This window comes from Treponema sp. SP13, from assembly GCF_050938355.1.
GTDB lineage: Bacteria > Spirochaetota > Spirochaetia > Treponematales > Treponemataceae > Treponema_D > Treponema_D socranskii.
This window is the reverse complement of the sequence record NZ_JADOVM010000002.1, coordinates 357,543-371,792: the sequence shown is the minus strand read 5'-3', so window position 1 is coordinate 371,792 and position 14,250 is coordinate 357,543. Positions and strand designations below refer to the sequence as shown.

The 14,250-nt window shown below is 45.6% G+C and carries 12 protein-coding genes; 10 read left to right on the top strand and 2 right to left on the bottom strand.

Annotated elements, in window-relative coordinates; translation table 11 throughout:
- Window positions 1-19: 19 nt before the first annotated feature.
- Window positions 20-877, bottom strand: coding sequence for an NAD(P)-dependent oxidoreductase (locus IZU26_RS05855; RefSeq protein WP_310823229.1), 858 nt, complete (start codon window positions 875-877; stop codon window positions 20-22).
- 381 nt (window positions 878-1,258) lie between these two features.
- Between IZU26_RS05855 and IZU26_RS05850 the strand changes: the two genes are divergently transcribed.
- The 10 genes from IZU26_RS05850 (at window position 1,259) to IZU26_RS05805 (ending at window position 13,518) form a co-directional block, all read left to right on the top strand.
- Window positions 1,259-2,272: a substrate-binding domain-containing protein gene (locus IZU26_RS05850; protein WP_310823230.1), complete on the top strand. Its 1,014-nt coding sequence runs from the start codon at window positions 1,259-1,261 to the stop codon at window positions 2,270-2,272.
- A 70-nt stretch (window positions 2,273-2,342) separates the two neighbouring features.
- Entirely contained in the window at window positions 2,343-3,884 is a 1,542-nt protein-coding gene (locus IZU26_RS05845; RefSeq protein WP_433277477.1) for a sugar ABC transporter ATP-binding protein, read from the top strand.
- Entirely contained in the window at window positions 3,844-4,872 is a 1,029-nt protein-coding gene (locus tag IZU26_RS05840; protein ID WP_310823232.1) for an ABC transporter permease, read from the top strand. Before IZU26_RS05845 ends, IZU26_RS05840 begins: the two co-directional genes overlap by 41 nt.
- 49 nt (window positions 4,873-4,921) lie before the next feature.
- A complete protein-coding gene (locus tag IZU26_RS05835; RefSeq protein WP_433277475.1) occupies window positions 4,922-5,893 on the top strand; it encodes an ABC transporter permease in 972 nt (323 codons plus the stop codon).
- A complete protein-coding gene (locus tag IZU26_RS05830; RefSeq protein ID WP_310823234.1) occupies window positions 5,890-6,462 on the top strand; it encodes an SIS domain-containing protein in 573 nt (190 codons plus the stop codon). The genes IZU26_RS05835 and IZU26_RS05830 overlap by 4 nt, the downstream gene beginning before the upstream one ends.
- 74 nt (window positions 6,463-6,536) lie before the next feature.
- The gene (locus IZU26_RS05825) at window positions 6,537-7,400 is read left to right on the top strand and encodes an AraC family transcriptional regulator (protein ID WP_433277471.1); all 864 of its coding nucleotides are present in this window, start codon (window positions 6,537-6,539) and stop codon (window positions 7,398-7,400) included.
- Between the two features lie 52 nt (window positions 7,401-7,452).
- Entirely contained in the window at window positions 7,453-9,264 is a 1,812-nt protein-coding gene (locus IZU26_RS05820) for an ABC transporter substrate-binding protein (RefSeq protein ID WP_433277469.1), read from the top strand.
- 9 nt (window positions 9,265-9,273) lie between these two features.
- Complete coding sequence (locus IZU26_RS05815) at window positions 9,274-10,395, top strand: ABC transporter permease (RefSeq protein WP_433277588.1); 1,122 nt, start codon at window positions 9,274-9,276, stop codon at window positions 10,393-10,395.
- A gap of 7 nt (window positions 10,396-10,402) precedes the next feature.
- The gene (locus tag IZU26_RS05810) at window positions 10,403-12,556 is read left to right on the top strand and encodes a dipeptide/oligopeptide/nickel ABC transporter permease/ATP-binding protein (protein WP_433277467.1); all 2,154 of its coding nucleotides are present in this window, start codon (window positions 10,403-10,405) and stop codon (window positions 12,554-12,556) included.
- Window positions 12,553-13,518, top strand: coding sequence for an oligopeptide/dipeptide ABC transporter ATP-binding protein (locus IZU26_RS05805; protein WP_433277465.1), 966 nt, complete (start codon window positions 12,553-12,555; stop codon window positions 13,516-13,518). Before IZU26_RS05810 ends, IZU26_RS05805 begins: the two co-directional genes overlap by 4 nt.
- Before the next feature lie 350 nt (window positions 13,519-13,868).
- Here IZU26_RS05805 and IZU26_RS05800 read toward each other — a convergent pair whose 3' ends face one another.
- Complete coding sequence (locus IZU26_RS05800; RefSeq protein ID WP_433277463.1) at window positions 13,869-14,195, bottom strand: Trp family transcriptional regulator; 327 nt, start codon at window positions 14,193-14,195, stop codon at window positions 13,869-13,871.
- Between the last annotated feature and the right edge of the window lie 55 nt (window positions 14,196-14,250).

The window sequence follows — 14,250 nt, the reverse complement described above, 5'->3', positions numbered from 1 at the left end:
TACGCGCCGGCGCTTCGATCTAATAGCGCTTTATGAGTGACTGCGTGCCGTCTTCGCCCAATCCTTCTTTTTCGAGCGCTTCGTAATTTTCGAGCACGTGTTCGAGCACTCCGAGATGCAGTCCCGCTTTTTTCGCTTCGTCGTCGGCAAGCTTCATGTCTTTAATAAAATGCTTGAGCTTAAAGCCCGGAGCGTAGTCGCCCGCGATGAGCTTCGGGCCGAACGCGTCGAGCTGCTTGCTTCCTGCCGCTCCCGTTGCAACCGATTTTAACAATACGTTCAAATCGAGCCCTTTCGCTTTCGCGTACGCAAACGCTTCGCACACGCCCGAAAGTGCGCCCGCGATCAGTATTTGATTCGCCATCTTCGCATGCTGACCGTTTCCCGCTTTGCCCTGATAATTAATATTCGTTCCCATCGCTTTGAAAAGCGGCATACACGCTTCGAAATCTTCTTTGTCTCCGCCTGCGAGAATGGAAAGCGTACCCGCTTTTGCACCCGTGTCGCCTCCGGTAACCGGCGCGTCGATCACGTGAAAGCCCTTCGCTTTTCCTTCGCGATACAAACGCTCGGCAAGCGTCGGGCTCGTCGTCGTCATATCGATGAGATATGTTCCCTTTTTCGCGCTGTCCATAATTTTTCCGGGAGAAAAATACACGTCTTCGACGTCTGGCGGAAAGCCTACGATCGTGATAACCGCGTCGGAGCCTTTGACGCAGTCCGAAATGCTGTCGCAAAAGACGGCGCCTTCGGAAATGACGTCTTCGACGTTTTGCTTATGCCGTGCGAATATGCGAAGCTCGAATCCCGCTTTCATGAGATTGCGAACCATCGACTTTCCCATGATCCCGACTCCGATAAAACCGATTTTTTTCATATCAGCATTCCTCCTAATTACTTCAATTATCATGTCCGTTATTTTGAATTTTATCATATTTTTCCTTTTCTGTATATTCTTATATATTGCAGGCATGAAAAGAAGTTATCGCCTGCATAAGATGTTGATATCAATTTTTTATATATGAAATCAAAAAACGGTATATGGTTTTATAAAAAAGCATTTTATAATTATACTGGTCAGCGCTGATATTGGGAATATTTGAATTGAGGAGGTTTATTGGTATAGTCAGTACAAATGATTTTGAGTATTTATACATGCGTATTCGGTAGGGAGAACCGACTTTAAAAACAGGATAACAAGTAAATTCAGAGTTTATTTGTTTTAAAATTAACTCGATTATTTTTAGGAAGGAAATTGATGAAACGTAAATTTTATTTCTTTACAATTGTTATATCATCTCTATTAGTCAATATTGTTTCTGCGGGAGGTAGCGCGGAATCGTCGGTTGCACAAAATGAAAAATCCGGTCTGCCGTCTATCGTTATGATCGTTAAACAAAGCGACCCGTGGTTTGATGATATGGCGCAGGGAATCGCACAATTAAAAAAGGATACCGGTTTAAATATTTATGTGCAAACTCCTGCATCAGGCGATCCTGCATTGCAGATAGGTATAATGGAAAATTTAATTTCCCAAGGAGTTAGTGCTATTTGCATTGTACCGAATGACCCAAAAGCGCTTATACCGACCATCCAAAAAGCGAGAAAAGCCGGTATCAAAGTTGTTACGCATGAAGCGCCTGATATCGCAAAATATGTAGATTTGGATGTTGAAGCTTTTAAGGGTGAAGATTTTGGAAAAATATTTGCTTCAGCGCTTGCTAAAGCCTGCAACGGTAAAGGTTTGTATGCCGGCTTTGTGGGTGGTCTAACGATGACGACACATATGGAATGGTATAATGCTGCGGTCAAAGAAATTTCAAGCAAATATCCGGAAATGAAAAATATTTCGTCTGAGGCATATGAAGACGGTAACAGTATTCAACAGGCGTACAATAAGACAGTTGAAATTCTCAAAGTTTACCCCGATATAAAAGCTTTTTTTGATTGCTCTGCGCACGGCGGAGGAATTTGTCAAGCTTTAAAAGACAAGGGTAGAACGGATGTAAAAGTGGTATCCCTTGCATTGCCGTCAATGTCTGCAAATTATATAAAAGACGGAAGTATGGTTCACGGACAAGCGTGGCGGCCGGCGGATGCCGGTTATGCGACGGCATATGCCGCATATTTGCTTGTAAAAGGTGAAGCGGTAAAAACCGGAACAGATTTGAAAGCAAAAGGATATGAAAATGTTACGGTCGCAAATAATATCGCTTATGGATTTGCCCCTCTTATATTTACTGCAGAAAATGTAAGTACATATAAATTTTAATTATTATTAAAAGCAGTCCGGATATCGTTAATGCCGGATTGCTTTAGTTAACGAACGCAAGGAAAACCAAATGCAGCATACGGAATTATTAACTTTGCGAAATATTACAAAAACATTCCCAGGTGTAACGGCCTTGTCAAATGTCGACTTGGTATTAAAAAGCGGACAAATTCATTGTTTGGCGGGGGAGAACGGTTCGGGAAAATCGACTCTGGTAAAGATAGCGAGCGGCGTATATACCCCCGATTCCGGATATATTCGTATTAATGGCCGTGAATATACAAGATTAACCCCTTCTGAAGCTATGGCTGGAGGAGTACAGGTTATATATCAGGATTTGGCGCTTTTCGAACATATGACTATCGGAGAAAATATCGCGTTAAATAAAATCCGGCAAGCTAAAAAGCGTATAATAACAAATAGAGATATAGAAAAAATCGCACGAGAGGCGATAAGTCAAATAGGGGTGGATTTAGATATAAAAAGTACAATAAGAGAAGTGTCCATTAGCAATCGCCAAATAACCGCTATTTGCAGAGCTTTAGCTCTCGAAGCTAAAATTTTATTTATGGACGAGCCGACGACCGCACTGACCCATAGAGAGATTGACGTGTTGCTCTCGATTGTAAATGATTTAAAGGCAAAAGGTTTATCGATTGTTTTTATAAGCCATAAATTCGATGAAATTTTTAAAATTTCCGATACCATAACTGTTTTTAGAGATGGTTGTAAAATAGATGATTTTCCCCGATCTGAATTGACAAAAGAAAAACTTTCGTTTTATATGACGGGAAGGACCGTAAAATATCCTCACTATGAACCGCCTAAAAACCGACAGGCGTTTTTTAAAGTGCATAATTTGACTAAAAAAGGTTATTACAAAAATATTTCTTTTGACATTTGTTCGGGAGATATTCTCGGTTTTATCGGACGCTTGGGGGCGGGACGAACGGAATTGGCTTTGTCCCTTTTTGGTCTTAACAGACCGGATGCCGGTACAGTAACTATAGGCGGTAAACTTTTTACTATGCGTTCTCCCGGTATTGCAAAAAAAGAAAAAATTGCATTGCTCCCGGAAAACAGATTAAGTCAAAGTTTGTTTTTGGAAAGAAGCGTTAATCAGAATATTTCCTCTGCCGTAATCGATATGTTGGTACACCGTTCGTTCCTTTTTGACGTAAAAAAAGAGAGGCAGTATGCACAAGAGGCGATAAAAAATCTTAATATAAAGCCGCCGGATATTCTGACGCAAATACAAAATTTATCGGGAGGGAATCAACAAAAAGCCGTAATTGCAAAATGGTTGGCAACTAATCCCAAACTTTTTATCATGGATTCTCCGACGGTAGGTGTTGATATCGGTTCAAAAGCTGAGATATACGAGATTATACAAAATCTTGCAAAGCAAAATATGTCGATTATTTTAATCTCAGATGAAATCGAAGAGATTCTTTGTAACTGTAATAAAGTAATTGTTATGACGGAAGGAGAATGTATCAAATACTTTGACGAAACTGAGTTGGCGCAACCAAATATTAAAAATAGTATAACAGAATTTATAAATGAAGATTATGGGGAAAAAGATAATGAAAATACGGTTCAGTCATATTAGCAAATCGGAATTTGTTTTATTGGGAATTATGTTGTGTTATTCCGTGGGAGTGGGAATCGTCAACCCCGCATTCTTAAATATAGATTCTTTTTTTGATATTATTAGATTTTCTTCCAGCACACTGATAATTGCGATGGGGCTGTTTGTCGTAATGCTGTCCGGCGGTATTGATATTTCTTTTATGGCTATTGCCTTATTTGGAAGCTATACGGCAACGAAAATCCTGCTTTCATTAAATATTTCGAATATCGTTATTGCTTTCGGTATCTCTATGAGCATCGGATTGATTTTAGGCTTGTTCAACGCATGGCTTATCAGTTGGTTGAAGCTCCCCACCTTTATTATAACATTAGGCACTCAAAATTTATTTCACGGTATCATGGCTTGTTTTATAGGCGCGAAAACATACGGTGCCGGTTTATTGCCGGAATCGTTTTCGAAATTCGGTTCTGCGACTTTGTTTTTGATTCATACAAAAAACGGAACCGTCGGTCTTACTTCCAGTGTGCTTATAGTGGCGGCTGTAGTATTTGCGACATGGTTTTTAATTTACAAAACAATTATCGGAAGAGAAATTGTAGCGCTCGGTAATTCCGAAGATGCGGCACGCCGTGCCGGTTTTAATCCGCTTTTTCTCCGTTTGATAGCGTATGGCTATATGGGAATACTTGCCGGATGTGCCGGTGTGGTTTACGTATGTCAGGTTAATGCCGTATATCCGGATAAATTAGTCGGTGACGAATTGATGGTTATCGCCGGAGCCGTTATAGGGGGAACAAGTATTACCGGGGGAAAGGGAAAGATATTGGGCGTTATACTCGGTATACTATTGATTTATTTGTTTAATTCGACACTTATCTTTTTAGGTTTAACGTCTTCTTGGAATAAACTGGCGGTGGGAAGCGTTTTAACGATTGCCGCATCGATTACATCATTGCGTACATTACTAAAAAATAAACAACAGTTGATTTTCAGTTTTGAAAGGTGAACACTGAGGGTTGTATATGCGAACGGTCAGAAACGGGTACGATAAAAATTTGGGAGCACTGCTTTTTGTAACACTTATAGTTTTAATACTATGCGGTTTTTTATTCGGGCAATCTATGTATTCTGCCAGAAATATTCAGTCGATGGCATATCAAATACCTGAATTCGGCTTTGTTGCGCTCGGTATGATGTTAGCCTTTATGATTGGGGGAATTGATTTGTCAATTATCGCCAATGCAAACTTATCCGGAATTTTGGCGGCTTCCATATTGACAGGGAAGTATTTGCAAGTAATTCCCGAATCTCAGAAAATCGTATGTGCCGTTATCGTGATTTTTACGGTCTCCACGTTATTGGGATGTTTCAACGGTTTTCTGGTTTCGAAATTCGGTGTTCCGTCGATTATAGCGACATTGAGCACTATGACTCTCTATTCGGGAATCGGGACGGCTTTAACCGGAGGAAAAAGTATTGTAGGGTTTCCTGAACGTTTTACAGCAATAGGGCTGATGGAAATTTTCGGGATTCCCGTTATTTTTATTTTCTTTATCGGTACGGCGCTCTGTTTGGGAATAATTATTGCATTTACACGTTTCGGGCGCAAGCTGTATTTGTATGGAGAGAATCCGACAGCGGCATTGTTTTCCGGGATCAATAATGCAAGGATTTCATTTTGGACTTTTACGATTATCGGGTTATTGGCAGGATGCGCAAGTATTACCATTATAAGTAGAGTAAATTCTGCAAAGGTCGGTTATGGCGAGGCTTACTCTTTGAGTTCTCTTATAGTGTGCGTTATAGGAGGAATTCATCCTGCAGGAGGGAAAGGTAAAGTGCTCGGCGTAGTTACAGCCGTTATCTTAATGCAAATACTATTCAGTGCTTTTACCATTATGCAGCTATCTCCGTTTGCAACAAAATTAATTTGGGGAGTTATGTTGATTTTTGTTATGGGAATAGCGCAGGAAAATAAGCGATTTTTAAAAGTCTTAAAAAAGATTAACATTAGGAGGTATAAATGAAGTTAGCGGAAGAATACAAGACGCTCTATGAAAAAATATTAGCGGAGCATCGGGCGGTGTTTGAGCGTCAATCAATTGATCAGTTACAAGATTTTATCGATGTAATTTCCAATACAAAAAAAATCTTTGTCATAGGGGTGGGACGAGAAGGTATTGCTGCAAAAGCTTTTGCGATGCGGTTAATGCATTTGGGAAAAGAAGTTCATTGGATCTGGGATGATACGACCCCGGGTATGCATGAAGGGGATTTATTGATTGCCGTAAACGGTTCTGGTAATATCGGACATATAAATTTTGTAATAGAGCGAGCGCTCGCTGCACAAACTACGGTAGCGGTTGTAACCGGTTCGCCGTCCGGAAAAGCCGCATCGCAATTGGCACATAAGGTATTGTTTGTTCCGGCTGCCGTCTATTTGGGCGTTGATCCTGTTGTGGAATCGATTCAACCGATGGGAAACCTGTTTGAACAGCACCTTTTTTTGCTCTTTGATATCATAATAATGCTGCTCCAGCAAAGATTAAACATAACGCACTCTGAAATGGCAGCGCGACATCGAAATATAGAATAAAATTTATCTCTAAAGTCGCAGCCTTTCCCTACGTCTTGTCAAACGGATTTTTAAAACCTATAATAATGCGGTTTATGAAAATAAAAGATGCCGTATATGTATATCGTCTGTTTTCGGGAGAACGGTTACGATGGCACGGAAGGTATCATGCGCACGACGTGTCAGAATTTGAAGTACATGTTTTTCTTGAGGGTACGGGCTCTTTTTTGCAAAATACGGCAAAGTATCCCATAGAGCCGGGAAAAGTATTTTTAAGCGGAGCATATGATTTTCATTCTATCTTACCGGAAGCTGTTATCAAGCCGATAACGTACTATGCGTTTTTGTTTTCGGTTGAAGATCAAGACGAACTATCGCAAAGCCTTTATCGGATACTGTCTTTTTCGTTAAAAAAACATCGCGTATTCGTTTCCGTTGATATACATATACGTTTTCAGCTTGAAGAAATTTATACGCTTGCAAAATCTCCGGAAGTTCATCTTAATCGTGCGGCCGAATACTTGCTGGCGAGCTTTATATTCAGATGGTTTGATGCGGATAAAGATACTTATATTGAAAAAACACGTTTAACCGATAAAAAACAATCCATTATTATAGTGCGTGCCATACAATATATGGAAAAAGCCGTAAATACAAACCTCAAAGTAAAAAATTTGGCAAAAAAATTGAATATATCTCCCGAATATTTTATACGTCTTTTTCGGGGTGAAGTACATACGACTCCGCATCGTTATTTTAATCATTTAAAAATAAGCGCTGCAACAGGCTATTTGACGGCAACCGATAAATCGATCAAGGAAATCGCGCATATTTTAGGCTTTGACAATCAATTTTCATTTTCGGCTATTTTCAAAAAGTACATAGGGATTTCACCCTCGGAGTACCGCAATATTTATTTCCAAAAAAAAGATTTAATCATAAGCGATGATATTATATAAGACGAAAACCCTCGCAAGTTGACGCGTTCTTTTCAATGTGCGACAATAAGCTATGAAGCGTATAGCGATATTTGCCGCCACTTTGCTTTGCGTCTGTGCTTCGTGTACGCGCGTTCCCGAAATGACCGAAAAAGAAATCGATTCGGCGATTGAAGCGATGAACGGCGAAATGCTTTCGCACACTCGATCGAAGCCGTGGACGGGCGGCCCCTATGTTCCGGGAAGGGCGGGCGGTACGTGGTACGATTCGGTTATGACCGATCCGAAAACGTTCAATCACTATATCGCCGAACGCGATGCATCGTCGAGTTCCCTTATCGCGCAGACGACCGATTTTCTTTTCGATTACGATCCGACGCTTCGAAAGTGGTCGCCGCGCGCCGCTTCTTACGCGATCGACATCGACAAGCAAAAAGGGACGCTCACGCTGCACTGTACGCTCCGTGACGATATGTACTGGACGTATTACGATTCGCCTGAAAGGATTCCCGTTACGAGCGACGATGTCGTTTTTTGGTATGATGAAATTGCGGGCGACAAAGCCTTTCAAAGCTCAGGTTATCCGCAGCAGTTTATGACGATGGACGACGGTTCCGTCCGCCGTATCGATATCGTAAAAATCGATGAAAAGCGTTTCGATTTTCTGTTTCCGCGCATCGTCGCCGAACCCCTCCTTGCAGTCAATATGAATATCTGTCCGTCTTTTATCTATCGTCCGGCAAAAGAGGCAGGCGGCGTCGATGCGGTAAAAAATCTTTTCAGCATCGCGTCTTCTCCGCGATCTCTCCCTTCGGCGGGCAAGTGGTATATCGCAGAATATGCGCCTTCTCAGCGCATCGTGCTCAAGCGCAATCCTCACTATTGGAATAAAGATGTAAACGGAGTCGCGGAACCTTATCCCGAAGAAAAAGTTTTGCAGATCGTCGGAGATCAAAACACGGATTACCTTTTGTTCCGTCAGGGAAAACTCGAAACGTATCAGCTCCGTCCCGAAGACGTAAACGAAGCGGTCGCCGATCAAAGAGATTTTACGGTATTCAACGCCGAAGGCTCGCTCGGATCTTCTCTGTGGTCGTTCAATCAAAATCCCGTAAACGAAGAAAAACCTTTTTATTCGTGGTTTACGAAAAAGGAATTCCGTCAGGCGATGAGCTGCCTTTTAAATCGCGAGCGCATCATCGTGCAGACGTATCGGGGACTTGCCGAGCCGATGTACTATTTTTTCTCTCGGGCAAATCCGTACTACAACCCCGACATCACGCTCCGCTGGCGCTACGACGTCGACGAAGCACGGAAATTATTAAAGAGATGCGGCATGGAAGAGAAGGGCGGCGTTCTCTATGATTCGAAAGGTGCTCTTGTCGAATTCGATTTGGCGATTCCGTCGACGAGTACGCTTGCAAACGATATCGCGCAGATCATCGCCGACGAATGCGCAAAGGCGGGCATAAAGGTAAACGTCCGCCAAGTCGATTTTCAAAAGCTCGTCGAATCTTTGACGGCAACTTACGATTGGCAGTCGGTGATCATCGCGCTCGGCACTCCGCTCTTTCCGTCGCAGGGGAGCAACGTGTGGCCCTCGTCCGGAAACCTGCACTTGTGGCACCCGCTGCAGGCGGCTCCCGCAACCGAATGGGAAGCGCGTATTGACCGGCTCTACAGTAAGGGAAATTATACGATAGATCGGGATGCGGCCTTTACGATTTGGAACGAATACCAGCGGATTTTGCTCGACGAGTGTCCCGTCATCTATCTCGTCCGCCCCCGGAGCTTTTTTGCGATTCGAAGCCGATGGGATCAGTCGAACGTGTATTACGACAATCTGAACGGTGCGATGCTCGATTACGTTTTTATTAAACAATAGGACACTGTGATGCGTAGTACGGATAAAATCAATATTAACAATATAATCGCTGCCGCGTTCGGCTCGCTTTCGTTTCCGTGGCGGAGGTTTCGAAAAACCTTTCCGCTCGCGTCGTATATAAGCGCCCGTTTTATTACGATGCTTGCCCTTCTTTTTTTGCTCGGCCTTTCGATGTTCGCTCTTATGGCGCTCGCTCCCGGCGATATCGTCGACCGGATGATGACGCAGCAGATCATGTCGAGTGCGCAAAGCGCTCCTTCATCTTCCGGCGCAAAAGCCGACAACGCGTTTTCTTCCGAACAGATGGCATCCCTCCGCGCGGAGTACGGACTCGACCGTCCCTTTTTCGTGCAGTATTGGAAGTGGCTCGTCCGCGTCGTCGTCCATCGCGATTTGGGCGTGTCTCTCGTTTCTCGCGCACCGGTTTCTTTTTTGATAAAATCGCGCCTGGTCAATTCCATCGTGCTGAATCTCATTTCGCTCGTGTGCATTACCTTTACGTCTTTTTTGCTCGGCGTCTACCTTTCAAGCAAAGCGGGTACGAAACTCGACACGGCTGTAACTTTCGTCGCGCTTTTTTTTCACGCGTTTCCGGGCATACTGCTTTTGATTTTGCTGCAGCTCTTCGCATCGGCTACCGGTCTTTTTCCGGTGACCGCTTATCCCGATTTTCCGTTTTCGCTCTCTCCCGGACGATTTGCGCTTTCTTATATGCATCACACATTTCTTCCGCTCTTCGCTTCGTTTTTGGGCGGGACGGTCGCAACGCTCCGCATGATACGCGCGACGATGCTCGATCAAATGGGAATGCCCTATATTACCGCATTGAGATCCCGCGGTACGAGCGAAAAGCGGGTGTACTTCAATCACGCGTTCCGCAATACGCTCAATCCGTATATCACGGGAAGCGCGAATTTGCTTGCGGGTCTTTTTTCCGGTTCTCTCGTGCTTGAAATCATCTTCTCTTATCCGGGCATCGGGCGTCTTATGTATGAAGCGGTTTTGCAGGAAGATATCAATCTCGTGCTTGCGAACAGTATGTTTATTTCGTTCCTCGTTCTCGTCGGTATGATCGCTTCCGATATCGCGCTCGCCTTTGTCGATCCGCGCATCCGCTACGGAAGTCAGTGAGGCGCGCATGAAAAAATTTATTAATTTTTTAAAGACGAAACGCATCGCATTCGCTTCGCTTATCGTCATTGCAATTTTATATATCGTAATGCTCTTTGCGGAATTCGTTGCGCCCTATCCCGCATCGATGAGTTTCGGCCGCGATACGTTTCATCCTGCGAACATCCGCATAACGAAACGGGGAGTCGCAGCACAGGAATGCCGCGTCCTCGATCCCGTTTCGTGGAAATACGCGCGCGTCAAAGGAAAGTACCGAAGGGTAACGTTTTTTGTAAAAGGTGAACCTTACAAATTGCTCGGGCTTATCCCGTGCAGCCGACACCTTTTCGGCACGATCCCCGACGAAAAGGGTGAACTCTATCCCGTCTTTATCCTCGGCGCCGACAACCTCGGCCGCGATCTTTTTTCGCGCATCGTCTACGGAAGCCGCATTTCCCTTACGATAGGTTTTGCCGCATCCGCCGTTTCGCTCCTGCTCGCCGTCCTTTTGGGCGGACTTGCGGGGTTTTACGGAGGGGCTGCGGACTGGAGCCTCATGCGACTTGCGGAATTTTTTATGCTCATTCCGAGCCTGTATCTCATTTTATTTTTGCGTTCGCTTTTGCACACGCAGACGGACAGCGGTACTTCTTACGCGCTCATCACGCTGATCCTCGCTTTCGTCGGCTGGCCGTCGAGTGCCCGAACGATACGCGGCATGGTGCATGCGATAAAGCGTGAAGACTTTATTCTCAACGCGCGTCTTGAGGGAATCCCGCCGGCAGTTATCATCTTCGGCCACATCATACCGCAGACGGCGAGCCTACTCATCGTAAGCGTTGCGCTCAGCGTACCGGGCTTTATCATGAGCGAAACGACGCTTTCGTATCTCGGACTGGGTATCAGCGATCCTGCCGTCAGCTGGGGTTCACTCATCAACCGCAATATTTCAACGCTTTCGAACCTGCAAAATTATCCGTGGCTGCTCGCGCCGGTGCTTTTGCTTTTGATCGTAACGCTCGCGTTCAATTTTTTAGGCGACGCGCTCCGCGATTACTTCGATCCGTATCACGCGGTTTTCGCCGGAAAAAAGTTTCGGCAAAAAAAAGTGCAGGCTTTCGGCGAGATCAGCCGTACCGCTCCCTCCGCTTTCGACATAGGCGCGGCGGACGATACGGAAAGTGCGCCGGATGTGCAAAGTGCGTATCCGGCGGCACGCAATTTTCTTTCGGTCGAAAATCTTTCGGTTACCTTTACCGTTTTCCGTGAAGGAAAACGCATCGATGTCTATGCCGTGCGCGGCGTTTCGTTTTCGATGCAGAGGGGCGAAGTGCTCGGTATCGTCGGGGAATCGGGAAGCGGCAAATCGGTGACGGTAAGTGCGATCCCGGATCTCCTTCTGCAAAACACATTTCGATCGGGACGCGTGTATTTTGAAGGGACGGAGCTATCTGCGCTCGGTGAAAAAGAGTTGAGGACATTCCGCGGTAAAAAAATCGGCATGATCTTTCAAGAGCCCGCGCTTTCCTTTGATCCGCTGCAAACCGTCGGAAGCGTGTTTTTCGAAGCGCTCCGCACGATTGACAAAAGCTGTACAAAGGATGCTGCGTACGAAAAAGCCGAAGCGCTCTTGAAAGAAGTAGGGCTTCCCGATCCGCGAAAAAGACTGGCAAGTTATCCGCACCAATTTTCGGGCGGTCAGCTGCAAAGGATCGGCATAGCGCTCGCTCTCGCACAGGGCTGCGAACTGCTCATTGCGGACGAGCCGACGACATCCCTCGACGTGACGATTCAAGCGCAGATCGTTTCGCTTCTTATGCGTCTGCAAAAAGAAAGGGGACTTTCGGTCATCTTTATCAGCCACAATATCGATGTCGTTTCGCGCATCGCAGACCGCATCATCGTCATGTACGGCGGAAAAGTGATGGAAGAGGGTAGCGCCGAATCGATCGTGCGATCCCCCCGCCATCCGTATACGAAAGCGCTCCTTGCATCTTCCGCAAACTTCGGTATGCATTATACGAAAGAGCGCATGAAATCGATTCCGGGAAAAGTATGCGATCCGTCCGCACCCGAGCGGGGCTGCCCCTTTGCTCCGAGATGCGCCTTTGTGCGCTCATCCTGCGCTACCGACGGAAGGTCGTGCCCTGAGATGAAAATCGACGGAGGAGCAAAAAAATGAGCGGCGCGATAATCGAAGTACGGCATCTTTCTAAAACGTTCAGCTTCGAAGCGGGATTTTTTGCGCGCGGAGAGCGGACGGTGTACGCGGTAAACGACGTATCCTTTTCGATACGGAGGGGAACGACGTACGGATTGGTCGGAGAATCGGGCTGCGGCAAAACGACGACGGCGCGTCTTTTGGTCGGCATGTACTCACCGACATCGGGGGAAATACGCTATGCGCCGGAAGAGGGGGAAGCGCGGAACATCGCATCGTACACGAAAAACGAAATGCGCGCTTACCGCGAAAAAGTAAAATATATCTTTCAGGATCCCGCACGTTCGCTCAATCCGCGTATGAACGTCTATGAAATCCTGACCTCTCCGCTTCGCTATTCGTCAAAACGGCGCGGAAAAGACGATGCAAAAGAAAGGGCAGTAAAAATTATTAAAGAAGTCGGCATGAGCGAAGCCGACCTTTTCCGCCGTCCGTCGGAATTTTCAGGCGGACAGCGGCAGCGCATTTCGATTGCGCGCTCTCTTATCATGGAACCAGAAGCGCTCATCTGCGACGAAGTGATTTCGGCGCTCGACGTTTCGATTCAGGGACAGATCATCAATCTGCTCGACGATCTTCGAAAAACGCGGAGTTTAAGTTTTTTGTTTATTACGCACGATTTGAAAGCCGCTTCTTATTTTTGCGATGTGATCGGCGTCATGTACCGCGGCATCCTCGTCGAAGAAGCTCCTGCCGCCGATCTGTATGAGACGAAATTGCATCCGTATACGAAGCTTTTGTTCGACGGCGCGCTCGGAAAAGAAGCGGCATCGAACGCGGAAGTAAAGACGACGCTCGAAGCCGAAAAGGGCTGTCCCTTTGCATACCGCTGTCCTCATGTGGAAAAAGCGTGCTGTGAAACACTTCCCGAATTGACGGAAACGGAAAGCGGTCACCGCGTGCGCTGCCTTCTCGTACAGTAGCGGCTGCTTCCTTAAAATGCGGCATTGCAGAAAATGTCGATTTTCGAAAATGCCGCATTGGTGCGCAAGCGCGCACACGTACATCCGCGAGTTTTCTGAAAGAAAACTCGAAGTTAAATTGAACGGCGCTATCTCAGACGTTCAATTTAAACCTTCCTTAAAATTGCACAGCGAGTAAATCTTCGGATGTAGGAGCGTGCAATTCGTGCGCGCACACGTATATCGCGAGTTTTCAAATGAAAACTCGAAGTTAAAAGCGCCGCGCCATTTCAGCGGCGCTTTTAAACCTTCGATTTTGCGCGCCGGTATGTATGCGACGGGCTAAGCCGTCCGCCGACTTCCTATTTCATTTATTCGCATTTTAATTTTTCGAGCATGCGGCGGAACGCGCTTTCTTTTTTGTGCAATTCGCGCGATCCCCGCGTGATTTTGCACAGCGACATACCGAATCTCCTTGCGATCTCCCGCTGCGTTGTGCCCTTGTCGATTTCTTTGACGAGAAGCCACCTGTTTGCAAAGTCCTTCCGTTCCGCAGGCGTAAAAAGACAGCCGAAAAAATCGCGGATAAAGCGCTCGTCGTCCGTTTCGGCGATAAGGCGGCAGAGTTCTTGAAAACTTTCTTCGAGCGCTTTTTGTGCCGCGCCTTTTTTTGTTTTTTTTACTGCCTGTGTGCTCATAACCCGTTTCCGCCCCTGCGTTGAAATCCTATGCATAGTATCACGAAAGCTTGTA